Genomic DNA, 24835 nt, shown 5'->3' with positions numbered 1-24835 from the left:
GGATGATGGCTCATATCGAGTTCATTTTGGCAGCATTGCTGATTGGATTTGCTTTTGTCTGTGATATACGGGCAATGCGCATACCGAACAAATTGACTGTAGCTTTCTTTGCCGCTGGACTCATTTATCATCTGAGCAGCGATGGCTTGCGTGGAGGGGCGTTCTCCTTAATGGGGGTAATAGCCGGCATGCTTCCACTGCTTGCCTTGTATATGCTGAAGGGCATTGGAGCGGGGGATGTGAAGCTGTTCGGAGCACTCGGTTCGCTTGTTGGTGCGGCTGCCTCCTTGCAAGTCCTTATGTATTCCATTTTGTATGGGGGGCTGTTTGGAATCGTAGTTCTAGTCACGAATCAAGCCTTTGCCAAACGACTGACGGTATTTACGGTCACGCTGTTTGCTTTAAATCGAAATCTACATACAGCTGGTTTCATGACGCTGAAGAAGGACGGTTTGCGGTTTCCGTTTATGATCGCAGTGGTGCCTGGGGCAATTACGGCTTGCTGCTTCATGGGCGATTCGCTGTTCAACGGATAGAAAGGAGAGATACGTCTATGGTGTTTAAAGAGTTAAAGGTCGATTTTACGATGAAGCGCGGACTTGAAATGATCGTTGATTTGGAATCTGGCATTTCGAGGGAGCAGCTGGATCCAATTGAAATCAAGATGCTGCAAAGCCAGCGTATTCCCAAATTGCTGCCCGTGGAGTGGGTCGATATCGATGGAAAGATGACTTTCCGATATCGATTGAATGGCAAACGAATCTTACTGCATCGCTTGCAAACTCAGCAGCTGACAATGATTAAATTCTATGCCTTGCTGCTTGCTATCGTAGAAGTACTGGATGACTGCAAGCAATACATGCTGCGCGAAGAAGGCTTTATGCTGCACGAGCAGTACATTTACATCGGAGATCATTGGGAGGATGCAGAGCTCGTGTACGTGCCGCTCCGAGATACAACTATCGTATCGTCAGCAGGTGAAGCGGTGCTCGCAATGGCTATTCGATGGGTTGGTTACATTGTGCAGCCTGATGGAGCGGGTTTACAGCAAATCTTTCAGCATTTAAGAGGCGAGTATGTGTCATGGGGACTGCTTAGGCGGACTCTGCTAGCGCTTCTTGGAAGTGAATATAGGGAGTCAGTGAACGAAGAATCGCTAAATCATAATCATGGTACCTCATTAGTTCAAGCCAAAGGAATACCAGGCGATGTGGCTGCACTTTCAGCTAATCATGATCTGTTCGTATTAAAGAACGAATCTGTGCCACCTAGAGCTCAGCTTACTTTCCAAAAGGAAAGGGCAAGTGAGCGTAACCAAGGGGGATTCGAGCTTCCGATCATGGAAGTGCCTGTCCAAGAGCAAGTGGCTTCTTCAATAAAGAAGGGTTGGATACTGGGAGCGGCTGGGCTTATTGTCACTGCAGTCATTTGGAGATTTCTCTATTTGCCATCTCCGTCTCAAACCAGTCTGTTCATTTGCTCTGGTTTGACATTCATGACAGCAGCGGCATGTTTAATAGTGAATCGAAGGATAAGTTCTGACACGAGGAAGGAAGAAAGGCGCGATGGCTGGAAAGAGAAACAGGAATGGTCGGACGAGGATGGTTTCGTCCCAAACTCCATACCAATCCACATTAAACAAAAGCGGTTGAACTTATACCGTGAAGAATCTTCTGATGAAGATATCCATTCCGAAGTTAAGTCAAACGGCATGCCATTACCTTATACACCTGCTCCTCTCATCGGAAAGACAGCTTCTCTTGAAGCATCGACAGGCGACGCAACCGTACTGCTCGGCCAGAATGCCGAGCCGCAAAGTGAAGTGGATAATAAGAGTGTTCCATATCTTGAGCGTACTATAGAAGGAGAATCAGCGGTGGTCGTTAAACTGGAACAGAACCAGTTTGTCATCGGCCGTGCGAGTGAGGGAGTGAACCACGTGGACTTGTCAGCAGGTATTTCCAGAGCGCATCTGGAACTAAGCGTAAAGCAGAAGAGCTGGTCGGTGAAAGATATGGGCTCTCGAAATGGAAGTACCCTTAATGGAGTGGCTATGATTCCATACAAAGTCTATCCGTTGAATGATAACGATATGATTCAGTTAGCCGGCGATAGAGGACCGACCTATAAATTCCGATCGGACTTACCCTCCGGTCCCGCACGGCAAGCAGGATGAAGGGCAGTCCCATAAGGAAAAAGTTCATACGATATAAGGCTTATTATTCAAGAAATCTCTTACTTCCCGGTAATTAACTGCCGCAATGCATCTCGTACTGTATCATAGCGGAACTCAAATCCAAGCTCCAACGATTTGCGCGGGACCGCTCTTGAGCCTTCCAGCAGCAGGAAAGACAGCTCACCGAGCAATGCCTTGAGCAAGAATGCCGGCACCGGAAACCAATGCGGTCTTCTCATGGCCTTACCGATTGCTCTTCCGAATTCATCGTTCGTTACCGGCTCTGGCGCACATGCATTAACCGGTCCCTGAACTTCCGGCTCGTCGAGGCAGAACAGAATCAGTCGAATCATATCGTCTTCATGAATCCAAGGGATCCACTGTTTGCCGCTTCCCATTCTACCGCCTGCCATTAACCGATAGGGCAGCAGCATCTTCGGGAAGGCGCCGCCCGTCATGCCGAGCACAAGTCCGATCCGCAGCTTCACAAGCCGCTTGACCTCGATGCGATCCGCAGCGGCTTCCCATTTCTCTACGACAGATGCGAGGAAATCAGTTACGCGAGCAGGGCTCCACTCATCGCTTACTTTACTGCCATCTGTACCATAGATGGAGATTCCCGATGCGTTTATAACAACGGAGGGCTTACGCTGAAGTGATTCTACAACTTTGCCGATGGAGCGTGCGGCATTTAGCCTCGATTGCAAAATAGCGGATTTGCCTTCTTTCGTCCAGCGGCGGCTGATGGATTCCCCTGCCAGATTGACGATTGCGTCGATCCCTTCCAGCTTAACGGGAGAGTCGGCCAGTTTGGACCAAGTAATCGTATGCAGCTTCGGATTCGAGCTCATCTGCTTCTCAAATCTGGAGATAATCCATACTTCATCACCTCGCTTTAGAAGTGCATCGACAAGCATGGCCCCGACATATCCCGTTCCTCCGGTGACGGCTACCTTCATCTAAAGAGACCTCCTTTAACTCCACTGAGAGCATCCAATTGCTTCAATAATACTGCAAAAGCCGCCCAAGCGGGCGGCTTATTTATTGAGTAAATGTGTATAGGCGGAATAGTCGATCTTCTCCCTATCCAGAAAAGAAATTAAGCTGCGGTAATCCCGCTTAGGTGTTGCCCGAATATAACCTTCGATGCAGTGATTGCGCGATACTTCCGATGCACCGCCTTCAACGGCTACTTGAGCGATTTTGGCTGCAATGGAATGTCTCGCAATGTCCCGAAATGCGCTTGGTACAGGAGAGACGAGCTGATCCAGAAAACTCTTGGAGTCCTCAGGCCACATGCCGCGGCTGCGCTCTACCCAATAGTTCTGCCAATCGAGCTTCGATTTGCCATCTCGCATCGGGAGCACTTTAAGGAATTTACGGAACATAAAATAGCCGCCGATCGACATAAAGCCGATCATTACAACTGCCCAAAACAATATGAAATACATAAACCAATTTGGTGCCATTCGATCGATTCACCTCTAGCTAACTCAGATATGCGAATTATACGTAACAAATTGTTTCCATTATAAGCGATGACGTCTATCTCCCGCAACCGACATGGCATTTTCTAACACGCTATGCATGTATCCAAACTTTCCTTGGGGTCATACGCCTAGATTTATTTGAGCATTCCTTGTAAAATAGGAAGGACAAGCGTTTGCGAGGAACCGGATACACAGTGGTCCGTGCCTCGTAACGAAAGGAGCGAATGAGTCCATGTTAAAAATCGGATCCCACGTTTCATTTTCCGATAAAGGTCTGTTAACAGCAGCAAATGAAGCCGTATCCTACGGATCAAGTACATTCATGATTTACACCGGAGCACCACAGAATACACGGCGTAAACCGATTGAAGATTTATATATTCCCGATGGAAGAGACGCAATGGGCAAGGCAGGAATTGACGAGATCGTCGTTCATGCCCCATACATCGTAAACCTCGGTTCTTACAAAGACGATACGTTCGAGTTGGCGGTCCGCTTCCTGCAGGAAGAAATTCGCCGTACTGACGCGATCGGCGTACGCAACATCGTGCTTCATCCAGGTGCTTATACGGACAAGGATGCGGAATACGGAATTGCTCGCATTGCGGAAGGCTTGAATGAAGTGCTAAATGGTACGAAAGAAACAAACGTGAACATTGCTCTGGAAACTATGGCAGGCAAAGGCACCGAAATAGGTCGCAGCTTCGATGAGCTTGCAGCCATCATTGACAAAGTAGCTGCCAACGATCGCCTTACAGTTTGTATGGATACATGCCACATGCATGATGCCGGTTATGACATCGTCGATGATATCGATGGCGTACTGACAGAGTTTGACCGCATTGTTGGCCTTAACCGCGTCGCTGTTGTCCACGTTAATGACAGTAAAAATCCGCGCGGAGCGGGTAAAGACCGTCATGCACCGATCGGTGCCGGCTGGATCGGACACGATGCAATTCGCAATATCGTGCATCATGAAGCGCTTAAAGGACGTCCGTTTATCCTTGAAACGCCGTGGATTGGTCAAGAAGACAAGACGCAGCGTCCGATGTACGAAGCGGAAATTGCTTTGCTTCGCGGCGATGCGCATACACGTTTCGGCAGCGAGTTCTTGGAGGACGTGGAGCGCCTGCACCATTTCTTCAATAAACAGGACATCAACCACCGCGGCTACGTATTGTCCGTTTGGGATGTACTGAAGAACGACGCGAAAGCGAAGAAAGCCGATCCGCGCGAGCCGATGGATCGTTTGTATGATCTGGTAGCCGAGCACCGCATTTTGCCTGAGCTTTCGGAAGAAGCCATTAATCAACGGATTACGGCTTGGTTCGCGGGCAAAACGCTGCTTGTGAACGCATAAGCTGACCTATAGCTACTCTACTTGTTGACGGAAGGAAGACTTGTCTATTATGCAAAACATCTATCAGCCCGGACCGTCCTCGCAGCGCCCGGATAAGCGCAAACGTGCGACAATGCTCATCTCTTGTCCGGATCGGCCCGGAATTGTAGCGGCTGTCTCGCACTTCTTGTACGAGCATGGCGCGAATATCGTGCAGTCCGACCAGTATTCCATGGATCCCGGCGGCGGCATGTTCTTTATTCGTTTTGAATTTGATCTCAGCGACCTGGACGCCGAACTGCCGGTGCTCCAGGAGGATTTTGCCCGCGTGGCAGACCGGTTCGAGATGAAGTGGCATACGTTCCGCGCAAGCCGTAAGAAACGTTTGGCTATCTTCGTTTCCAAAGAAGATCACTGCTTGCTGGAGCTGCTGTGGCAGTGGCAAGCAGGTGATCTGGAAGCGGATATTGCCATGGTAATCAGCAATCATCCGGACATGAAAGCGCTCGTGGAATCGTTCGGTATTCCGTTCCACCACGTTCCGGTTACGGCTGACACGAAAGCCGAAGCAGAGAAGAAACAGCTGGAGCTGGTATCGGATAAAGCAGATCTGATCGTTCTGGCGCGTTATATGCAAATTATTTCGCCGAAGTTCATCGAGCAGTTCCCGAACCGGATTATTAACATTCATCATTCCTTCTTGCCGGCTTTCGTCGGCGGCAAACCGTATGCTCAAGCGTATACGCGCGGCGTCAAAATCATCGGAGCTACGGCGCATTATGTAACGGAAGAGCTCGACGGCGGACCGATCATCGAGCAGGACGTGCAGCGCGTCAGCCATCGCGATGAAGTGGACAACCTAAAGCGTATCGGACGTACGATCGAACGCGTCGTACTTGCACGTGCTGTGAAATGGCATGTCGAGGACCGGATTCTTGTGCACAAGAACAAGACCGTCGTTTTCAATTAATTGACGCAATCATCAGCGTTTAGCTGACAGCATTGGCGTGTTTACGCGGAATTCTCCCTGTGAACGCGCCTTTTTCATGTCGATTTTTAGCGCACTAACGCATTAAGGATGGAAAAGGCTCAATGGTAATGGTACAATATTTCAAAGCCAGTGCGGGAACACCGCCAAAGTGAATTAAAGAGAGAGCACCACACTTCATGAAACGCGCCGAGCCTCCCCAAGATGGCGACAGCCGTTTCACTTTGATGCAAGTCTATTCGGATTTAGGAGGAGTTTACGTAATGACAGTAACACAGAAGTCCATCGACCAGCTTTCCATCGACACGATCCGCACACTTGCGATCGATTCTATTGAGAAAGCAAATTCCGGCCACCCGGGCATGCCTATGGGAGCGGCTCCGATGGGGTATCAATTGTTTGCGAAAACAATGAACCACAACCCGTCTAACCCAACATGGATCAACCGCGATCGTTTCGTGCTTTCCGCAGGTCATGGTTCCATGCTGCTGTACAGCCTACTGCACCTGTCGGGCTACGATCTTCCAATCGAAGAACTTCAAAACTTCCGTCAATGGGGCTCCAAGACACCAGGTCACCCAGAGTTCGGCCACACAGCCGGCGTAGATGCAACAACCGGTCCACTTGGACAAGGGATTGCAATGGCAGTTGGTATGGCTATGGCTGAAGCGCACCTTGGCGCAACGTACAATAAACAAGAACTTAACGTGATTGACCACTATACATTTGCAATTTGCGGCGACGGCGACTTGATGGAAGGCGTTGCAAGCGAAGCAGCTTCGCTCGCAGCTCACCTGAAGCTTGGCAAACTAGTCGTCCTGTACGATTCAAACGATATATCGCTGGATGGCGAGCTGAACCTTTCGTTCTCCGAGAATGTACAAGGCCGCTTCGAAGCTTACGGCTGGCAAGTCATTCGCGTAGAAGACGGCAACGATCTGAACGCGCTGGCTAAAGCAGTAGCTGCCGCACAAGCGGATACAAGCAAACCGACTCTGATCGAAGTGAAAACAACAATCGGTTACGGCAGCCCGAACAAAGGCGGCAAAGGCGGTCATTTGGGTACGCACGGCAGCCCGCTTGGCGCTGACGAGACTGTTCTGACTAAGCAATTCTACGGCTGGGAGAACGAAGCTTTCCACGTGCCGGCAGAAGTTGCTGCACATTTCGCAGAAGTGAAAGCAAACGGCGAGAAAGCCAATGCTGCATGGGATGCTATGTATGCAACGTATAAGGCAGCTAACCCTGAGCTGGCCGCACAATTCGAAACCGCAATCAGCGGCAACCTGCCTGAGGGCTGGGATAAAGATTTGCCTGCATACACACCTGCAGACAAAGCACTTTCGACTCGCGTTGCTTCCGGTAACGCACTTAACGGACTAGCGAAGAACGTACCAAACCTGCTGGGCGGATCTGCTGACCTTGAGAGCTCCACAATGACTCACCTGAAAGGTTTGCCTGTATTCAAGCCAGGCAGCTACGAAGGCCGCAACGTTTATTTCGGCGTACGTGAGTTTGCAATGGCAGCAGCAATCAACGGGATGAGCTTGCATGGCGGCGTTAAAGCATTCGGCGCTACATTCTTCGTATTCACGGATTACCTGCGTCCGGCAGTACGTCTGTCCGCGCTGATGAAACAGCCGGTAGTTTACGTACTGACGCATGACAGTATCGCAGTTGGTGAAGATGGTCCTACGCATGAACCGATCGAGCAAATTGCTTCCCTGCGTATCATTCCGCAGCTGACTGTATTGCGTCCGGCGGATGCGAACGAAACTTCGGCAGCATGGGCTTATGCGATTTCCAAAGCGGATCAGCCGGTTGCACTTGTTCTGACTCGTCAGAACCTGCCGGTTCTGGAAGGTACGAACGAACAAGCTCGCGAAGGCATCGCGAAAGGCGCTTATGTCGTTTCTGAAGCGGCTGACGGCAATCCTCAAGCACAGCTGATCGCGACCGGTTCCGAAGTACAGCTTGCGGTTGCAGCTCAGAAGGCACTTGCAGCGGAAGGCATTCAAGTTCGTGTCATCAGTATGCCGAGCTTCGATCTGTTCGAGCGCCAGCCTAAAGCTTACAAAGATTCCGTTATTCTTCCGGGTGTTAAAGCACGTCTTGCGATCGAAATGGGTTCACCATTCGGTTGGGAGCGTTACGTGGGCGACAGCGGCGCAGTATTGGGAATCCATACATTCGGTGCTTCCGCAAAAGGCGACCGCGTAATTGCAGAGTACGGCTTCACGGTTGAGAATGTTGTCAACAAAGTAAAAGGTTTGCTGTAGTCAACTGCGGGGCTGAAGGCCGTCTCTAAGTAACGCGGCTGAAAGCCCTGCTTTCCTGTCCTCATTCTAAGCTTATACCACAAAGGAGCTAATGCCGAATGTCTCAATTCGAGAATGTTTCAATCGTCAAGAAAGCTAATGTATACTTCGATGGTAAAGTAACAAGCCGCACCGTGCTGTTCGCGGATGGAACGAAGAAAACGCTGGGCATCATGATGCCGGGCGAATATGAATTCGGTACAGATGTGAAGGAAATTATGGAAATCGTGGCAGGCGATTTGAAAGTACTGCTTCCAGGCGATTCCGAATGGATCAGCATCTCCGGCGAAGGTGAGTTTACGGTTCCGGCAAATGCAAAGTTTAAGCTTCAAGTGGCATCAGTAACGGATTATATCTGCTCTTATATTCAAGAATAGTCTTCTTAAATGAAAAGCTGCCCCGCTCATCAACTTGGAATGATCCAAGGCGAGAACGGAGCAGCTTTTTTTGGCGTTAAAGGTAAACTTCGATTTAGTCAGCCGTAATGCGTTGTTTGTTGATATAAGCTTCCAGCTGCAAACGCTGATAAGGAGCGAGTCCTGCCAGCAAGCAGCCATAACGGAAGCGGCTGCCATTGGTTTCAATGCGGATAATGCGTCCGGTTACCGGAGGCAGCTCCGAATCCTGAGGGAAATGGATGACGACGAACATATCGCACTCAAGCGGGAAGTTGGACGAAATTTGAAGGCCGCTTTCGGAAATATCGCAAAGTGTTCCATCGATCAGTTGACCGGAGAAGGAACCTTCCTGCGCCCATTGATAAACGGAGAGCTTAAGCGGCACATTCAGTGCAAGGCGTTCTGCACGGCGGCGGTTCTGACCGTTATCGGAAGCTTGCACTGAAGCCGGTGCTTCAACAGCGGCTGCAACTATATCTTCGACATCGCTGTGAGTCGTAATCCGTTTGTTGATCCATTGCTCATAACCGTGTGCGAGCGCGGAGAGATCAAGCTCTCCAAGACCCATCGCGTCTCCGACTTGATAGAGGCTCTTTACCGTTTCAAGAATCGGCGTTGGCGTCTTCAGCTCGTCAGATAGCGAGGAAGCCAGGCGCAAATCCTTCAGCATGAGCGCGAGCGAGAATTGAACGCTGAAATCGCGTTCCAGCAGCTTCGGCGCTTTCAGCTCGGCCATTTTGCTCGCTGCTCCACCGGATTGTACAAGCTCAAGGAACGACTTGGCGTCGATTCCGCCGCTTGCGGCAATAGCCATCCCTTCAAGCAGGGCTGCAACGTTGATGCCGACAATCGTGTTATGAGCCAGCTTCGCAGTTGAACCGCTGCCGCTCGGACCCATTGGAATAACCTTGCGTCCCATGGCGTTCAAGACATCATGCACTTTATGGATGACTTCGATATCGCCGCCAACCATGAAGACAAGGGAGCCGCTCTCAGCGGCAGGCTTGCTTCCCGTTACCGGAGCATCGAGGAAGTCGCCGAATTTAGCCGAAACATCCGTATGTAACTGACGTGATAAAGCCGGAGAAATCGTACTGCTGTCGATAACAACCGTGCCCGGCATCATAGCTCCGAGCAGACCGTTCTCACCGTAGTAAACTTCACGAATCGCGTCATCGTTGCTGATCATCGTAATAATCAAATCCGATACGCGTGCTGCTGCTGCAGGCGATGAAAGCTCATCCGCACCAAGCTCGAGAAGCTTGTCCGCTTTGCCCGGCGTACGGTTAAATACCGTAACAGGGTACCCTTTGCGAAGCAAGTTGGCAGCCATGGGCTCGCCCATAACCCCTAGGCCGATAAAAGCAATTTTATACATGTATGTTCATCTCCTCGAAAGCGAATTTTATGTGATTTCATTTTATCACAAAATTATGGGAAGAAGTATTGGCCCCCTTCATCGCTTGTTTTTACCTAACAAATCCATTATCCTTATCCTAGCTGTAAACAGGATAATTTGTGGGAGGTTTAATACGAATGAGTAAAGCAGTTCAGTTTGATTATAGCAAGGCATTGTCGTTCATCGGCCAGCATGAAATCGATAATCTGGCAGGGCAAGTACGCGCAGCACATGACCAGCTTCGTGAAGGTACGGGCGCAGGCTCGGACTACCTGGGCTGGATCGACCTGCCGACGAATTATGATAAAGAAGAGTTTTCCCGCATTCAGAAAGCAGCTGCGAAGATCGGATCCGACTCCGAGGTGCTTATCGTTATCGGCATCGGCGGTTCTTATCTGGGCGCTCGCGCTGCCATTGAAATGCTGTCACACTCTTTCTATAACTTGCAGCCGAAAGAACAACGCAAGACGCCGCAAATTTTGTTCGCAGGCAATAACATCAGCTCTACGTATGTAACGCATCTGCTACAATTGCTGGAAGGCCGCGACTGGTCGATCAACGTGATCTCCAAGTCCGGTACTACGACTGAACCGGCAATCGCATTCCGCGTCTTCCGCGAAGCATTGGAAGCGAAGTATGGCAAAGCAGAAGCGCGCACACGTATCTATGCGACAACAGATCGCGAGAAGGGTGCACTGAAGAAGCTGGCAACGGAAGAAGGCTACGAATCCTTCATCATTCCGGATGATGTTGGCGGACGTTATTCCGTGCTGACGGCAGTTGGTTTGCTGCCAATCGCAGCTGCAGGCATCAATATCGATGAGATGATGAAAGGCGCAGCGGATGCGCAGCAAGCGTACAGCAGCCCAGTGCTTGCCGAGAACGAAGCGTACCAATACGCAGCAGCGCGTAATGCCCTTTACCGTAAAGGCAAAGCAACGGAAATTCTCGTTAACTACGAGCCGGCGCTTCACTTCGTGTCGGAGTGGTGGAAACAACTATACGGCGAGAGCGAAGGCAAAGACTTCAAAGGGATCTTCCCGGCTGCCGTAGACTTCTCGACGGACCTGCACTCCATGGGTCAATTCATTCAAGAGGGTAACCGTAACATCTTCGAAACGGTCATCCAAGTGAAGAACGTAGCGGAGCAAATTACGATCGGTCACGATGCGGGAGACCTGGACGGGCTTAACTTCTTGACTGGCAAAACGATGGATTTCGTAAACAAGAAAGCCTTCGAAGGCACACTTCTTGCACATACAGACGGACAAGTGCCTAACTTTGTCGTGAACATTGCGGACATGACACCTTATACATTCGGCTACCTGGTGTATTTCTTTGAAATCGCATGCGGCATCAGCGGTTACCTGCTGGGCGTCAATCCGTTCGACCAACCGGGCGTTGAAGCGTACAAGAAGAACATGTTTGCATTGCTTGGCAAACCGGGCTATGAGAAAGAGAAGGCTGAGCTGGAAGCTCGCCTGTAAGCTCTCATTGTCATGCTGCCGAGATACAAAACGCTGCGTCAGCAGGCCAGCAAAGAGATCGTCATTAAGAAATCGCGCTTCATCGGCTACGGCAAGCCGGTAACGTCGGAGGCAGAAGCGATTGCCTACATAGAGGAGCTGAAGAAGCTTCACTGGAACGCGTCGCATAACTGCTCGGCCTATGTCCTCGGTGAACGCGACGAGATCCAGAAGCAGTCCGATGACGGGGAGCCAAGCGGTACAGCCGGCAAACCGATTCTGGAGGTCATTAAGCATCATGGCCTCAAGAACGTTGTCATTGTCGTAACTCGGTATTTCGGAGGCATTATGCTCGGTGCAGGCGGCCTTATTCGAGCCTATACGGATGGAGCGGTTGCGGCGATTGAAGCGGCCGAGCCCATCGTGAACATTCTGCATCGCGAAGTGATCGTCGATGTCGATTACACCTGGTATGGCAAGCTCGAGAATGAATTCCACGCCCGTAACGTGCGAATCGGCGGTACCGAATTCACGGACCGTGTTGTCATCACCTGTCTGCCGGAAGCGCCGGAGGCAGAGCGATTCAGCGCGTGGATAACCGATGTCACGCAAGGACAAGCGGTACTTTCTCTTGGCGAAGAGAAGTACTATATTGAAGGCGAATAACGCCATAAGAAGCTCCCCGGGCCAGATGTGCCGGGGAGCTTTCTTGTTCCATCACCTAGTACCTCTGCCAAATGAAGAATAATTAGGATTGACTAGACGCGCCTCCGTCTGCTACATTTAATACCAAGTAGTTTGATGGGAATTAAAATCCGTAAAATCCACTACAACGATTCCTCAAGGAAAGTGTCAGGGGGTAAGTCAGCTTGAATATCATCATGCGCAGCCGCTTGTGGAGCTTTGGCTTCCGCAGCACCATTATGCTTTATTTCGTATTGCTGATTGTTTTGCCGATTATCGGGATTTACTCGCAATCCTTTGAGCTTGGCTTGCAGCCTTTCTGGGACAGCATCACGGACCCACTTGCTTGGAAGGCCGTGCTGCTCACGATTAAACTCTCCGTTATTGCTGCACTTATCAACGTCTTTCTTGGCACCATGATTGGATGGGTATTGATTCGTTACCGATTTCCGGGGCGAAGAATACTTAATAGTTTAGTAGATTTGCCATTTGCGCTGCCGACGGCTGTCGGTGGCTTGATGATATTGCTGCTCCTGGGTCCGAACAGCTTCGCAGGCGGAATCGCCGATAAGCTCGGATTTCAGATCGTATTTCATGAACCTGCTATTATCGTAGCCATGGTGTTCGTGACCTTTCCCTTTGTCATTCGCGGCGTTCAGCCGCTGCTGGAAGAGCTCGACAAGTCGGAAGAAGAAGCCTCGTATACGCTTGGCGCATCGAGGGCGAGAACCTTCTTTCAAGTGATATTCCCTTCCATGCTCCCGGGTATTATCAGCGGGGCGATGCTGGCTTTCTCACGCGCGCTGGCAGAGTTCGGCGCTGTCGTTCTCGTAGCAGGCAACATTCCGGGAAAAACGCTGATCGCGGCCGTTTATATTTTCGGCGAAATTGAAAGCGATAACGTGCAGGGGGCCGCGGCCGTTTCCGTTATGCTGCTGACACTGTCGTTCCTCATTCTTTGGGCGGTTAACCTCGTCCAATCAAGGAGGCATGACAAATGAGAAAGCTTTGGATCACGCTAACCTATCTGGTGTTTTTGATTCTGCTGATTGCACCGCTCGTGAAGATTTTTACCGGCTCCTGGGGAGACGGCTGGAGCGGCTTCGCCGAAGCGCTGACTCGCAAACAATCCTTGCATGCGCTTATGATGACGGGCCTAATCGTCGTTGTCGTAACGCTCCTAAATACGCTTTTCGGCGTCATGTTAGCCCTCTATCTCGTTAGAGGGACGTGGCTGAGCAAACGGATCAAAGGGCTGATGAACAGCATCGTGGATTTGCCGTTTGCGGTTTCGCCGGTCATCGGCGGTTTGATGATCGTCCTTATGCTCGGTCCGAGCTCGGTGCTCGGCACATTTTTCGAAGAGATCGGCTTCAAAGTGGTTTATGCATTGCCCGGAATGATCCTTGCTACGCTCTTCGTGACGTTCCCGCTTATGGTGCGCGAAGTCATGCCGGTGCTGCAGGAGATTGGCTCTCAGCAGGAAGAAGCGGCATCAACGCTTGGTGCCTACTCCTGGTACACCTTCTGGAAGGTGACATGGCCTTCGATTCGCTGGGGCGTCATCTATGGGGTTGTATTGACCGTTGCAAGGTCGCTCGGTGAGTTTGGTGCAGTACTGGTCGTTTCAGGCAATATCATGAACAAGACGCAAACGGCGACAACGCTCGTTTATCAGGATGTCGAGAATTTCAATGTTATCGCGGCAAGCAGTGTGGCGCTTGTGCTGGCTGCATTCTCTGTCGGCTTGCTGCTGCTTATGGAATGGGCGAAGAAGAGAAAGGAAGTGCATTAAGCGATGCATATCGAGGTGCGCGGTTTAAATAAACAGTTCGGTGATTTTCAAGCGGTGAAGGATGTTAGCTTTGAGATTGCAAAAGGGCAGCTGATTGGTCTGCTTGGACCGAGCGGCGGCGGCAAAACGTCGATTCTCCGCATGCTTGCGGGGCTGGAGACGCCAACCTCCGGCGATATCGTGTTTCATGGCAAACGGGTTAATGACCTGCCGCCGCAAGAACGCGGAATCGGGTTTGTATTCCAGAACTATGCCCTGTTCAAACATATGACGGTTTATGATAATGTTGCTTTCGGCTTGAAGGTCAAGAAGGAACCCAAAGATGCCATCCGCGAGCGTGTCATGTCGCTGCTTGAGCTTACGGGCTTGAAGGGCTTCGAACACCGTTACCCGCACCAGCTCTCCGGCGGTCAACGCCAGCGTGTAGCTTTTGCCCGGGCACTTGCTCCGCAGCCGCAGCTGCTGCTGCTGGATGAGCCGTTTGCCGCGATTGACGCGAAGATTCGGCATGAGCTTCGCACTTGGCTGAAGGAAATGATTGAGCGTCTTGGGATTACGTCGATTTTCGTTACGCATGACCAAGATGAAGCGATTGAAGTAGCCGACGAAATTATGATCATTAACAAGGGCCGCCTGGAACAGAAGGGGACGCCTTGGGATATTTATAAAAGTCCGCAAACCCAATTTGTGGCCAGCTTCATTGGGGAGTCCACGATCGTGGATAAAGTGGAAATGCTTAAAGGCTTCGAAGAAGCTAAGAACTGGCCAGGTACTAAAGCACTCATACGTCCGGAATATATTGAGATCGGCAAGCGCCATGAATTCCGCCTTCCTTCTGCAACCGTGATCGGCAAAGTGAAACATCTGCATTTCCGCGGAAGCGAGTGGATGGTTGAGGTAGAGGTCGGCGACATCAAGCTGATTACGTATCGTTCGCTTGAGAAGGATGTGCTGCAACCGGGCGAGGAAATCAGTGTCCTCATTCACCGCGCCTATCTGTTTAATGACAATGACACGTGGATTATGGAGAACAAGCTGAAAGAAGATCCGATGCCGATGCATATTTAACTTAAGAAAGCGTTGTGTACACAATGAAATCGATCCTAACAACAGGTTGGCGCATTGCGGTGGCGGCGCTTATGGCGTCTTCACTTCTCTTCACAGCAGCATGCGGGAATGACACATCGACTTCGGTTAAGGGGAATGAGCCTACTGCTGCAAAAGGTGATCTTACACTCGTGATCGGTGCTTATTCCGTAGCTAAGGATGCATTCGATGTGTTATTGCCGAAATTTGCGGAGCAGTGGAAAGCGGAGACAGGGCAGACGATTACGTTCCAGGAATCGTACGAAGCGTCCGGTACTCAGGCTCGCGCGATCGCAGGCGGATTCGAAGCAGATATAGCGGCGCTTGCAATGGAAAGCGATATCGATAAGATTCAGAAGGCGGGCTTCATTACGCACGATTGGCGGAAAGTCGGCACCGGCGGGATGATTACACGCTCCATCGCAGTAATGGGCACGCGTGAAGGTAATCCTAAAGGGATTCATGATTGGGAGGATCTCACCCGTAAAGGCGTGAAGGTGCTATATCCGAATCCGAAAACCTCCGGCGGCGCGCAGTGGGACATCAATGCGATGTACGGTGCGGGACTCAAGGAATCGGAAGCGAAAACAGGACAGAAAGATCCGGCATACGCCAAGGCGTTTCTGGAACGGATTCATCATAATGTAGAGTCGCTGGATAAGAGCGGCCGTGCATCCATGGCTGCCTTTGAATATGGCGTAGGCGATGTCATCATCACTTACGAGAATGAGCTGCTTGCGCGGATAAAGAAAGGCATTCCGTATGAGGTGATCGTACCGAAATCAACCATCCTGATTGAGAATCCGGCTGCAATTGTCGATGTGAACGTCGATAAGCACGGTACTCGTAAAGCGGCTGAAGCTCTGCTCGCCTATTTGTTCAGTGAAGAAGCGCAGCGTATTTTCGCGGACAACGGCTTCCGTCCGGTTAACGAAAAGGTAATGGAAGAGGTCAAAGGCAACTATAAGACCCCTGAGGATTTGTTTGATATTAGCTACTTGGGAGGATGGGCGAAAGTTCGCGAGTCGCTCTATTCACCGAAAGGCGTATGGTATCAAGTGTTGGCCGGTATTTAAATTTAGTCGGTCTTATAGTATCAGTAGTAAAAAGCTCCCTGAAGCAGGGAGCTTTTTTTGCTGGATTGTATTCGATTTAGCCGATGGCTACGGCATCCTTCGAGTAGGAAACAGTGGCGTTCAGCACTTTAGAGAAGAAAGACAGCGGCACATAAAGGGTATTGTCTTTCATGATAGGCGCTGCACCAAGCGTGACTTGAGCAGCAGTAGCGGCATAGTTGTCTTTGCCAACTTGGAGGGAGACATGCTGCGTACCTTTGTCAACGTCGATCCAACCCGCACTCCAGCTAAGCTCGTAGCCTAATTGTGCCGAAATTGCGCGAAGCGGAGCCATAGCGATGCCATCTTTGCCTACGAAGAGATGAGCGCCGGAGATTGTTTTGCCACCGACTTTTATGGACAAGGAACTGAGGTTACCCGGTACGGCTGCATCTGGTTTGCTGCCCGGAATGGCTACGGCGATTTCCCGAATCCCTGCCGCAAAAGGCGCGATCTCGTATTGCTGGAAGACGAGTACGGCTTTGCCGTTCTTGATGTAGAAGGGTTGATTGTCAGCGATCGACTTAAAGGTATCTTTGAAATAAATATCGGAATGTGCGGCAATTTCGGCGATAACCGCCTTATTGAGGATGGTTTTATAGCCTACGCCAAATAGTTCCTTAAGCTTCACAGCGGAAGCCTTCACTTCATTGCGCACATTGTATGTGTCAACGCGTGTCCAGCCATGAGCTCCGCCGGTATAGGCAGAGGTAATCAATTTGAAGGAAAGGACGCCGCCTGCGTCTTTACTGCCATTGCCGATGAGTTCATAGCTGACTTTGAAGAGATAAGGTCTGAATTCATAGACACCGACTGCAGCGGCAGCATCATCTTTCGCTTGTTTTTTTAACTTCTCAAGCTCTGCATGCGAACGTGCCGCAAGGTTGGCATTCAGTGTATTCTGGTAGCTTTTATCTTGCATCCCGCTGATGACGGGGATATTAAGCTCGGACTCGTAATAGTCGGTTTTATCCGTAACAGACTTGGAAGTCAATTGGACAGCGCCGGCTTGAACGCTAACAGCTGCTTGTGTAGTTACGGGTGTGGCTTGATCAGCGAAAGCGAGCGGTGCCGACAGAGTAAGAAGAAGCGAACTTACGGCTCCGATAGTGGTGATTAGTTTGAATGGTTGCTGTATGTTGAACATAAATAATCCCTCCAGGTTTGTTTAGGCTAGGACTTCAGTATAACGGGCATCAACCAACTAGGAGTGTCAAAATGGTAACGAAAGGGATAGGGCTGGTTTTTCTCATGAGTAACATAACAATCCTTTATTCTTTTCATCATTATGATTGATTTCTCTTATCAACGGCTGCCACGTATAATGAAAACCAACAACCAGACACGGAGGTGGCAGACGGTTATGACGCTTGAGCAGACGATGAAACCGATTGGTCCCTATATAGCAAACCTTGGCTCAGCAGGCGGTAAGAAAGCAGGCGGAATCGGATTTACCTTTCTATTGGCGGCTGCCGGTTATGGATTATCACAGCTGCCGGTTGTCCATTATGTAGGGCAGATGGCATGCGCTATTCTGCTTGCGGTTATTTTTAGGCAGGTGTGGGGATATCCGGCGGAGGTCCTTCGCGAGGGCATCACATTCTCGGGAAAAAGCTTACTTCGACTCGCTATTATCCTCTACGGGGTAAAGCTTAATCTGCTGCAAGTATTCCAAGATGGACCGAGCTTGCTCATTCGGGATATCGCAGCTGCTGTATTCGCCATAGGCTGCGCACTGCTGCTGGCGAAGTTGATGAAGGCCGATCAGAAGCTGTCGCTGCTGCTTGGCATCGGCACTGCGATTTGCGGCGCTGCGGCTATTGCAGCGGTATCGCCGATTTTGCGCAGCAAGGAGGAAGACACCGCTCTAAGCGTCGGCCTCATCGCATTAGTAGGGACGGTATTTGCCGTCGGGTATACGATGCTTCGTCCCGTCCTTGCGCTGACGGAGCTGCAATATGGCATCTGGTCCGGAACGAGCTTGCATGAAATTGCCCATGTTGCGCTGGCGGCTGCGCCTGCCGGAGAAGATGCGCTCGCGAGCGCGCTGCTTGCGAAGCTCGGCCGAGTGTTCCTGCTTGTGCCGTTAAGCCTTGTGCTTATTCTGGTGCAGCAGAAGAGGCAGCGGTCAAAGCAGCTACAGGCAACCGGAGCGGATGATAAGGAACAGATACACCGGACGGCTAAGCTTCAGCTTCCGTGGTTTCTGCTTGGTTTTCTCGCACTTAGCGCGCTTGGGAGCACCAGCGCCGGGCAGGCCTTTATCCATCATGCACCGGATGTAATGAACGCTATTACGAAAATAACCACCTTCTTGTTGACCATGGCGATGGTGGCGCTTGGGCTAAATGTAGATCTGCGCGGCAGAGGCAAAGCGATAATGAAGCCGCTAGCGGCCATGTTTATTGCATCTATCCTACTCGCAGTAGGTGTTTATTTTACAATCTGAATTAGCAAAAAAAGAGCTGCACCATCTCAGTCGTCACAATCGACTGTCGGTGCAGCTCTTTCGTTAGGGATTAAACGGTTTGAAGAATGAACTTCTCAATGACATGGCGAACGCCTTCATCATTGTTGGATTTCGTGACAAACTGCGCGATGTCTTTCAGCTTCTGCACGGCGTTGCCCATCGCTACGCCAAGTCCTGCCGTTTCAATCATCTCGTGGTCGTTCCAAGAGTCGCCGATTGCGATCACTTCATCCAACGAACAGCCGATATGCTCCGCCATAAACGCAATCGCATGCCCTTTCGTACCTTCCTTATGCGTAACCTCAAGGAAGTGCGGCTTAGATTTCGTAATATGCGCCTGATTCCCGATCAATGGAGCAAGATCTGCGGCAACTTCATCAAGGCGCGCAGGATCGTCGATCATCAGCATCTTGGCCGTCGGGCGATTGATGAGCGATTTCAGATCCGGCTCTACCACGAACGGAATGTTCGCCAGCTTCGAGTAGTCGCGCGCCTTCTGATTATCTTCTTTTACATAAATAACATCATCCGTATACAGCTGCAGATGGATATTGTGATCCTCGCAGTATTGCATCAGCAGCTCGGCAGCATCCTGAGGAACGTAGCGCTCATAGAGCACTTGCTCGTCCAGTAATGTTTTGACGCTGGAGCCCTGGTACGTGATGATCGGGACATTCAGTTCGATTTGATGAGCAATCTTCTTCGCGGATGGGAACATGCGGCCTGTCGCCAAAGTGACGAACACGCCTTTCTCCATAGCTGCTGTCAGTGCTTCCTTCGTTCCCGGTGTAACCGTACATTCATCTGTTAAGAGCGTGTCATCAATATCAATGGCAATTAATTTATACATGATTTCTCTCTGCTCCTTCTCTCTCCTGCGTACGCATTTTCATTGATTGTAGCGGAAATCAGAGGTGGGAACAACCCTAATCCCTATGTCGACATTGTAAATTGCTGACGATAGGAAGTCGGCGTCATGTTCTCGCTTTCTTGAAAGCGCTTGTTAAAATAACTCGGGTGGACGTAACCGGACAGCCTCGCTACCTCATTCACACTGAGGTCTTGCCGTTCGACGAGCAGCTGTTTGGCCCGCTGGATGCGGCACATCGTCACGAATTCGAGCGGGGTTTGACCGGCGGCGCGGCGAAACCATCTGCAGAAAGCAAACCGATTCGTTCCCGCGCGTGCTGCCCATTCATCAAGGTCGAATGGATCGGCTGCAGCGGCTTGCAGCTCAGGCAGAAGCTTCAGCATCCGTTCAATTGCAGATGCACCGGCGCTTGGAGCTGTAATAGGCTCAGCTTGTTCGATGAATTCTGCGATAATGCCATACATCAGCATGGAAATGCGGCTGGGATGCAGCATCTTGTGCTGATTGATCTCTTCAAGCAGCTCATCGATGAGGCTCTCGAGCACTAACGGAGACCGAACTCGCCATCCAATTGAGCGATGGAAGCCGCGCTCGGTCAGATCAGCAAGGACACCGCTGCCATAGAAATGGATCCACTTGATGTCCCACGGCTGATCATCGTCGGCGAAGTACGCCTGTTTATCGCCCGGGAAATATAGAAAGGCATCGCCTGCGTTCAGCTCATAGCGTTGACCCTCATGCTCGACATAACCTTTGCCTGAGATGACGAGATGCAGGTTGAATTCCTGCAGCATTCCGGACGCTCGGCGCACATCATGCCCTTGATTACGTTCATAATATCCGGCAGACTCCGGGAAACAATAGAACCTGTTCCTCCGCAGCAGCGGAAGCGTCAAATGATGCTTAGCCATCGGCACACTCCTTGATTGAGCAATATCGTTGTAGTCCATGCAATATATTTCGATTTTTTAAAGTGAAATCCTTTACTATAATGATCAATATAACGATATGAAGGAGCGCAAATTGATGACGACTATGAAACGAATCGCAATTGCAGGCATTGAGCAGGGAGTTACGCAGCTCATTCAAGGCTCGATGATGCTTAATATTGATCGGATGGATTATTCCGGCGAACTGCTTGACGCTTATGTAGCAGCCGGAGGCAACGCCATTGATACGGGGCATATTTACGGTGCGAGCTCAGCCCAGGCTATCGGGCAATGGATGGTGGAGCGCGGGAACCGCAGTGAGATTGTCATCATCGGGAAAGGCGCACATCCTTACGAGCAATCCCGCATGACCAAAACGTGCATTCAAAGTGATTTGGTGGAGTCGCTTGAGCGGCTGCAAACGGATTATATGGATATGTACATGCTTCACCGCGACGATCCGAATGTGAACGTCGGCTATATTCTGGAAGGACTCAATGATCAGCTCGCCGCAGGTCGCTGCCGTGCAATCGGCGCATCGAACTGGAGCGTGGCCCGCATACAAGAAGCCAATGCTTATGCCGCGAAACATGGCATGACAGGCTTCGCTTGCAGCAGTCCGAATTTAGCGCTGGCAAGACCTAATGAGGCGCGCTGGGCAGGCTGTGTCACGACAACAGCGGAGGACGAAGCTTGGCATGAGAAGTCGCAGCTGCCGATTTTATCTTGGTCTTCGCAATCCGGCGGGTTCTTTACAGACCGCTATTCCGAAGATAATCGCGAAGACGCTGAGATGGTTCGCGTCAATTACAGCGCTGAGAACTGGGAGCGCAAGCGCAGGGCGGCTTTGCTCGCGGAGAAATACGGCGTAACCGCGAATCATATCGCACTGGCCTATGTACTGAATCAGCCATTTCCGGTCGCGGCAATTATCGGACCGCATAAGCCAAGCGAGCTGCATGACAGCCTCAAGGCATTGCCGGTTGCACTATCCGATGCCGAGCGTGATTGGCTAAACCTGCTTACAGAGAAAGCGGCGCTGTAGCACTTCAGCGACACGAATAGAACTTTATAAGGCGTCTCCTAGCACGAACAGACTGTTGCAGCGTTGCAGCAATAGGGTCTGTTTCCTGTGCGCGGGGGCGTCTTTTTGCTTTGCCGGGAAGGAACTTGCGACAGCCGCTCGAATGCGATAGAGTGAGTTACAGGTTCATTTTGGAAGAGGTGTCTGAGTGAGTATTTATGGTGAGAAAGCGGTAAAACAGCGGCGGCGCGTTTCCATGGCTGTACTGCTGACAGTAGCGGTTGTGGTTGGATTTGCAGGGGGAAGGTTCAGCATGCTGCTTCAGTACCCCATAATGAAGGAGCCGGCATTCCGCAATTTATCTTACGCGTATAAAGAAATCATGAATCGTTACTTGGAAGGCGCGGATTCGAAGGCGCTTGTCGACGGTGCTACGGAAGGCATGGTCGGCTCGCTTGGCGATCCTTATTCGGTTTACTTAACGGGAGATCGCGGAGAGCAATACATCAGCTCCTACGAGGATCATTTTGTCGGAATCGGCGTTGAAATTCGTGAGGAAGATGGGCGGTTTATCATCGATAAATTGATTAAGAGCGCCCCTGCGGAGAAGTCCGGTTTGAAGGCTGGCGATGTGTTTGTCTCGATCGACGGAACGTCGGCCAAAGGACTCGACTTAACGAAGCTGAAGGAGCTTGTGCAGGGCAAAGAAGGATCGACGGCGAAGCTGACCGTTCAGCGGGAGGGCTTAAGTAAACCGCTTGCCATTTCGGTTGTGCGTGGTGCCGTTCCAGTGCTGACGGTTACTTCGAACATGCTGCCTAATGGAGTAGGAGAAATCACCATCAGCCGATTCGCTGAGAAGACGGCGGATGAATTTAACGCTGCGATTGAAGCGCTGCAGAAGAAGGGGATGAAGTCGCTCCTGCTCGATCTGCGCGGCAACCCGGGCGGTTTGCTTGATCCGACCATTACGATCGCAAATCGTTTCGTTCCGAAGGGGAAAACGATCGTACAAGTCGTGTATAAAGGCGAGAAACGCGTTATTACTCATCAATCGAAACAGAAAGAACCATGGAAGCTGCCGATTGCGATTCTGGTGGATGCCCATACGGCAAGCTCTGCCGAGGTGCTGACTGCAGCGCTCAAAGCGACTGCCGATGCCAAAGTCGTAGGCGAGAAGACGTTCGGTAAAGGAATCGTACAGAATTTCCGTCAATTGAAAGATGGCTCTGTGCTTAAGCTGACGGAGGCGCAGTGGCGTTCGCCGGACGGTCAATGGATTCATAAGAAGGGCATCGAGCCGGGCTATGTGGTTTCGGCGCCTGATTATGCGCAGCTGCCGCGTCTTGCGGCTGGCTTGAAATTGGAAATTGGCGATTATGGCGACAAGGTGCAAACGGTGCAAAGTTTGCTGCAAGCGCTCGGATATGCGGTAGGAGCAGGCAAAGGCATCTATGATGAGGATACGGCTGCAGCAGTTCGCAGCTTCCAAGCAAATGAAGATTTACCGCAAACCGGCGCGATGAACGACAAGACTGCTTACCGTATGATGTTGAAGCTGACCGATAAATTCGAAGTCGAGGATCCACAACGAAACAAGGCGGTTTCGCTGCTTCAATCGGCTAAGTAGCAACCTTTTCGAAGCGATTATCGTTGAAATACTGGAGTAAAGTCGGAAGCGACAACTTCCATTGCGCGATTTAAATCACTGTGATATGCTTGTAAGAATTTATCCGGAAATGGATTGCAGGAGGCGACATCTTTGGCTCATTATTACATGGAACCATCCCGCACCTTTAGCGAATTTCTGCTGGTGCCAAATTTGACAACGAAGGATTGCAACCCTTCAAACGTGAATCTCAAAACCCCGATCGTGAAGTTCAAGAAAGGCGAGAAACCGGCATATACCTTGAATATTCCGTTCTCATCCGCTGTTATGCAGGCTGTCTCTGACGATCGAATGGCTGTTGCGCTCGCGCGCAGCGGCGGCATCTCGTTTATTTACGGCTCCCAGTCCGTGGAAGGACAAGCGGAGATGGTGCGCAGAGCGAAGAGCTACAAGGCGGGTTTCGTTGTCAGCCGCTCGAACCTGACGCCTGAACACACGCTGAAGGATGTGCTGGAGCTCAAAGAGCGTACGGGCCATTCCACCGTTGCGATTACAAGCGATGGTTCGCCGAAAGGCAAACTGGTTGGCATCGTGACCGGCCGTGACTACCGGATCAGCCGGGACCCGCAGACCAAGGCGGTTAGTGAGTTCATGACGCCGTTCTCGAAGCTGATTTACGGCAAATCCGGGATTACGCTTTCGGAAGCCAATGATCTCATTTGGGATCATAAGCTGAACTGTCTGCCTGTTGTAGACGAGCAGGGCAATTTGGATTATTTGGTTTTCCGTAAGGATTACGATGAGCACAAAGAAAATCCGTCAGAGCTGCTTGATGCGAATAAGAGCTATATCGTAGGTGCGGGTATCAATACGAAGGATTATACAGAACGCGTACCGGCACTTGTGGCTGCAGGCGTGGATGTACTCGTTATCGATTCCTCCGACGGCTACTCGGAATGGCAGAAGGAAACGATTGATTTCGTGAAATCGAACTCCGATGTGAAGATCGGCGCAGGTAACGTCGTTGACCGAGAAGGCTTCTTGTACCTCGTGGAAGCTGGAGCGGACTTTATCAAAGTCGGCATCGGCGGCGGTTCTATCTGCATTACGCGCGAACAGAAGGGGATTGGTCGCGGACAAGCTTCGGCGATGATCGAGGTTGCTGCGGCGCGCGATGAATATTTCGAGAAAACCGGCATCTACGTTCCGATTTGTTCCGACGGCGGTATCGTGCACGATTATCACATCACGCTGGCACTCGCCATGGGTGCGGACTTCGTCATGATGGGCCGTTATTTTGCCCGTTTCGATGAGAGCCCGACTCGTAAGCTGAAGGTTGGCAACAACTTTGTAAAAGAGTTCTGGGGCGAAGGCTCCAACCGTGCACGCAACTGGGAGCGTTACGACACCGGCGGCAAAGCGGGTCTGATGTTCGAAGAGGGCGTAGACTCATACGTTCCTTACGCGGGCAGCTTGCATGAGAACTTGAGCAAGACCATTCACAAAATCAAATCCACCATGTGCAACTGCGGTTCGCTAACAATCGCAGAACTCCAGCAGAATGCGCGTATCACGCTGGTTTCGGCGACGAGCATCATTGAGGGCGGCGCGCATGACGTTATTTTGAAAGAGAACAGCATTGCCGGCGAATAATTAGAATAGGGCTGCTCGGATGGAA

Annotated in this window: 22 protein-coding genes; 16 read left to right on the top strand and 6 right to left on the bottom strand. The window is 50.9% G+C overall.

Going from position 1 to position 24835, the window contains the following annotated elements; translation table 11 throughout:
• The first annotated feature begins 2 nt into the window (after nt 1-2).
• Nucleotides 3-536 carry an A24 family peptidase gene (locus AC50Y3_RS18305; RefSeq protein ID WP_494820165.1) on the top strand — a complete coding sequence of 178 codons (534 nt, stop codon included), beginning with the start codon at nt 3-5 and terminating at the stop codon, nt 534-536.
• A gap of 17 nt (nt 537-553) precedes the next feature.
• Nucleotides 554-2176 carry a DUF6382 and FHA domain-containing protein gene (locus tag AC50Y3_RS18300; RefSeq protein ID WP_494820164.1) on the top strand — a complete coding sequence of 541 codons (1623 nt, stop codon included), beginning with the start codon at nt 554-556 and terminating at the stop codon, nt 2174-2176.
• A 59-nt stretch (nt 2177-2235) separates the two neighbouring features.
• On the opposite strand, the gene AC50Y3_RS18295 is transcribed toward AC50Y3_RS18300, so the two are convergent.
• Entirely contained in the window at nt 2236-3135 is a 900-nt protein-coding gene (locus AC50Y3_RS18295) for a TIGR01777 family oxidoreductase (protein ID WP_494820163.1), read from the bottom strand.
• Between the two features lie 78 nt (nt 3136-3213).
• Nucleotides 3214-3645 (bottom strand): DUF2621 family protein, encoded by a 432-nt coding sequence (locus AC50Y3_RS18290; RefSeq protein WP_494820162.1) that lies wholly within the window; start codon nt 3643-3645, stop codon nt 3214-3216.
• Between the two features lie 253 nt (nt 3646-3898).
• Between AC50Y3_RS18290 and AC50Y3_RS18285 the strand changes: the two genes are divergently transcribed.
• The 4 genes from AC50Y3_RS18285 to ppnP all read left to right on the top strand — a co-directional run bounded on the left by AC50Y3_RS18285 (nt 3899) and on the right by ppnP (nt 8688).
• The gene (locus tag AC50Y3_RS18285; RefSeq protein ID WP_494820161.1) at nt 3899-5026 is read left to right on the top strand and encodes a deoxyribonuclease IV; all 1128 of its coding nucleotides are present in this window, start codon (nt 3899-3901) and stop codon (nt 5024-5026) included.
• Nucleotides 5027-5075: 49 nt separating this feature from the next.
• Complete coding sequence (gene purU / locus AC50Y3_RS18280; RefSeq protein ID WP_494820160.1) at nt 5076-5975, top strand: formyltetrahydrofolate deformylase; 900 nt, start codon at nt 5076-5078, stop codon at nt 5973-5975.
• Nucleotides 5976-6256: 281 nt separating this feature from the next.
• Nucleotides 6257-8272, top strand: a complete 2016-nt coding sequence (gene tkt, locus AC50Y3_RS18275) for a transketolase (protein ID WP_494820159.1) — start codon at nt 6257-6259, stop codon at nt 8270-8272.
• 98 nt (nt 8273-8370) lie between these two features.
• Nucleotides 8371-8688 carry a pyrimidine/purine nucleoside phosphorylase gene (gene ppnP, locus AC50Y3_RS18270; RefSeq protein ID WP_494820158.1) on the top strand — a complete coding sequence of 106 codons (318 nt, stop codon included), beginning with the start codon at nt 8371-8373 and terminating at the stop codon, nt 8686-8688.
• Between the two features lie 94 nt (nt 8689-8782).
• On the opposite strand, the gene AC50Y3_RS18265 is transcribed toward ppnP, so the two are convergent.
• Nucleotides 8783-10087 (bottom strand): NAD(P)-binding domain-containing protein, encoded by a 1305-nt coding sequence (locus AC50Y3_RS18265; RefSeq protein ID WP_494820157.1) that lies wholly within the window; start codon nt 10085-10087, stop codon nt 8783-8785.
• 158 nt (nt 10088-10245) lie between these two features.
• On the opposite strand from AC50Y3_RS18265, the gene AC50Y3_RS18260 reads away from it, so the two are divergent.
• The 6 genes from AC50Y3_RS18260 to AC50Y3_RS18235 all read left to right on the top strand — a co-directional run bounded on the left by AC50Y3_RS18260 (nt 10246) and on the right by AC50Y3_RS18235 (nt 16215).
• On the top strand, nt 10246-11595 hold the full coding sequence (locus AC50Y3_RS18260; protein ID WP_494820156.1) for a glucose-6-phosphate isomerase: 1350 nt from the start codon (nt 10246-10248) through the stop codon (nt 11593-11595).
• A gap of 12 nt (nt 11596-11607) precedes the next feature.
• Nucleotides 11608-12240 (top strand): YigZ family protein, encoded by a 633-nt coding sequence (locus tag AC50Y3_RS18255; RefSeq protein WP_494820155.1) that lies wholly within the window; start codon nt 11608-11610, stop codon nt 12238-12240.
• Between the two features lie 215 nt (nt 12241-12455).
• A complete protein-coding gene (cysT, locus tag AC50Y3_RS18250; RefSeq protein ID WP_494820375.1) occupies nt 12456-13259 on the top strand; it encodes a sulfate ABC transporter permease subunit CysT in 804 nt (267 codons plus the stop codon).
• Nucleotides 13256-14053, top strand: a complete 798-nt coding sequence (locus AC50Y3_RS18245) for a sulfate ABC transporter permease subunit (protein WP_494820154.1) — start codon at nt 13256-13258, stop codon at nt 14051-14053. Before cysT ends, AC50Y3_RS18245 begins: the two co-directional genes overlap by 4 nt.
• 3 nt (nt 14054-14056) lie before the next feature.
• Complete coding sequence (locus AC50Y3_RS18240; RefSeq protein WP_494820153.1) at nt 14057-15121, top strand: sulfate/molybdate ABC transporter ATP-binding protein; 1065 nt, start codon at nt 14057-14059, stop codon at nt 15119-15121.
• 23 nt (nt 15122-15144) lie between these two features.
• Nucleotides 15145-16215, top strand: coding sequence for a sulfate ABC transporter substrate-binding protein (locus AC50Y3_RS18235; RefSeq protein WP_494820152.1), 1071 nt, complete (start codon nt 15145-15147; stop codon nt 16213-16215).
• 76 nt (nt 16216-16291) lie between these two features.
• On the opposite strand, the gene AC50Y3_RS18230 is transcribed toward AC50Y3_RS18235, so the two are convergent.
• On the bottom strand, nt 16292-17401 hold the full coding sequence (locus AC50Y3_RS18230) for a PdaC/SigV domain-containing protein (protein WP_494820151.1): 1110 nt from the start codon (nt 17399-17401) through the stop codon (nt 16292-16294).
• Between the two features lie 216 nt (nt 17402-17617).
• Between AC50Y3_RS18230 and AC50Y3_RS18225 the strand changes: the two genes are divergently transcribed.
• The gene (locus tag AC50Y3_RS18225; protein ID WP_494820150.1) at nt 17618-18703 is read left to right on the top strand and encodes a YeiH family protein; all 1086 of its coding nucleotides are present in this window, start codon (nt 17618-17620) and stop codon (nt 18701-18703) included.
• Nucleotides 18704-18773: 70 nt separating this feature from the next.
• Here the strand turns inward: AC50Y3_RS18225 and AC50Y3_RS18220 are convergent, their stop codons facing one another.
• Both AC50Y3_RS18220 and AC50Y3_RS18215 read right to left on the bottom strand, forming a co-directional pair.
• On the bottom strand, nt 18774-19574 hold the full coding sequence (locus tag AC50Y3_RS18220; RefSeq protein WP_494820149.1) for a Cof-type HAD-IIB family hydrolase: 801 nt from the start codon (nt 19572-19574) through the stop codon (nt 18774-18776).
• Between the two features lie 83 nt (nt 19575-19657).
• Complete coding sequence (locus AC50Y3_RS18215) at nt 19658-20506, bottom strand: helix-turn-helix transcriptional regulator (protein ID WP_494820148.1); 849 nt, start codon at nt 20504-20506, stop codon at nt 19658-19660.
• A 115-nt stretch (nt 20507-20621) separates the two neighbouring features.
• Between AC50Y3_RS18215 and AC50Y3_RS18210 the strand changes: the two genes are divergently transcribed.
• The 3 genes from AC50Y3_RS18210 (at nt 20622) to AC50Y3_RS18200 (ending at nt 24810) form a co-directional block, all read left to right on the top strand.
• Nucleotides 20622-21569 (top strand): aldo/keto reductase, encoded by a 948-nt coding sequence (locus AC50Y3_RS18210; RefSeq protein WP_494820147.1) that lies wholly within the window; start codon nt 20622-20624, stop codon nt 21567-21569.
• 187 nt (nt 21570-21756) lie between these two features.
• On the top strand, nt 21757-23178 hold the full coding sequence (locus AC50Y3_RS18205) for a S41 family peptidase (RefSeq protein WP_494820146.1): 1422 nt from the start codon (nt 21757-21759) through the stop codon (nt 23176-23178).
• A 132-nt stretch (nt 23179-23310) separates the two neighbouring features.
• A complete protein-coding gene (locus AC50Y3_RS18200; RefSeq protein WP_494820145.1) occupies nt 23311-24810 on the top strand; it encodes an IMP dehydrogenase in 1500 nt (499 codons plus the stop codon).
• Nucleotides 24811-24835 lie beyond the last annotated feature (25 nt).

The sequence above is a fragment of the Paenibacillus sp. J22R98 genome, assembly GCF_059383835.1.
The sequence above is the reverse complement of the archived record's forward strand: the minus strand, read 5'-3'. Positions and strand labels throughout refer to the sequence as shown.

Coding starts and splice junctions, on each gene's coding strand:
- AC50Y3_RS18260 (WP_494820156.1), top strand. CDS start 10,246: ATGAGTAAAGCAGTTCAGTTTGATTATAGCAAGGCATTGTCGTTCATC.
- AC50Y3_RS18240 (WP_494820153.1), top strand. CDS start 14,057: ATGCATATCGAGGTGCGCGGTTTAAATAAACAGTTCGGTGATTTTCAA.
- AC50Y3_RS18225 (WP_494820150.1), top strand. CDS start 17,618: ATGACGCTTGAGCAGACGATGAAACCGATTGGTCCCTATATAGCAAAC.
- AC50Y3_RS18295 (WP_494820163.1), bottom strand. CDS start 3,135: ATGAAGGTAGCCGTCACCGGAGGAACGGGATATGTCGGGGCCATGCTT.
- AC50Y3_RS18290 (WP_494820162.1), bottom strand. CDS start 3,645: ATGGCACCAAATTGGTTTATGTATTTCATATTGTTTTGGGCAGTTGTA.
- ppnP (WP_494820158.1), top strand. CDS start 8,371: ATGTCTCAATTCGAGAATGTTTCAATCGTCAAGAAAGCTAATGTATAC.
- AC50Y3_RS18255 (WP_494820155.1), top strand. CDS start 11,608: ATGCTGCCGAGATACAAAACGCTGCGTCAGCAGGCCAGCAAAGAGATC.
- AC50Y3_RS18215 (WP_494820148.1), bottom strand. CDS start 20,506: ATGGCTAAGCATCATTTGACGCTTCCGCTGCTGCGGAGGAACAGGTTC.
- tkt (WP_494820159.1), top strand. CDS start 6,257: ATGACAGTAACACAGAAGTCCATCGACCAGCTTTCCATCGACACGATC.
- cysT (WP_494820375.1), top strand. CDS start 12,456: ATGCGCAGCCGCTTGTGGAGCTTTGGCTTCCGCAGCACCATTATGCTT.
- AC50Y3_RS18265 (WP_494820157.1), bottom strand. CDS start 10,087: ATGTATAAAATTGCTTTTATCGGCCTAGGGGTTATGGGCGAGCCCATG.
- purU (WP_494820160.1), top strand. CDS start 5,076: ATGCAAAACATCTATCAGCCCGGACCGTCCTCGCAGCGCCCGGATAAG.
- AC50Y3_RS18230 (WP_494820151.1), bottom strand. CDS start 17,401: ATGTTCAACATACAGCAACCATTCAAACTAATCACCACTATCGGAGCC.
- AC50Y3_RS18305 (WP_494820165.1), top strand. CDS start 3: ATGATGGCTCATATCGAGTTCATTTTGGCAGCATTGCTGATTGGATTT.
- AC50Y3_RS18300 (WP_494820164.1), top strand. CDS start 554: ATGGTGTTTAAAGAGTTAAAGGTCGATTTTACGATGAAGCGCGGACTT.
- AC50Y3_RS18285 (WP_494820161.1), top strand. CDS start 3,899: ATGTTAAAAATCGGATCCCACGTTTCATTTTCCGATAAAGGTCTGTTA.
- AC50Y3_RS18235 (WP_494820152.1), top strand. CDS start 15,145: ATGAAATCGATCCTAACAACAGGTTGGCGCATTGCGGTGGCGGCGCTT.
- AC50Y3_RS18210 (WP_494820147.1), top strand. CDS start 20,622: ATGACGACTATGAAACGAATCGCAATTGCAGGCATTGAGCAGGGAGTT.
- AC50Y3_RS18245 (WP_494820154.1), top strand. CDS start 13,256: ATGAGAAAGCTTTGGATCACGCTAACCTATCTGGTGTTTTTGATTCTG.
- AC50Y3_RS18220 (WP_494820149.1), bottom strand. CDS start 19,574: ATGTATAAATTAATTGCCATTGATATTGATGACACGCTCTTAACAGAT.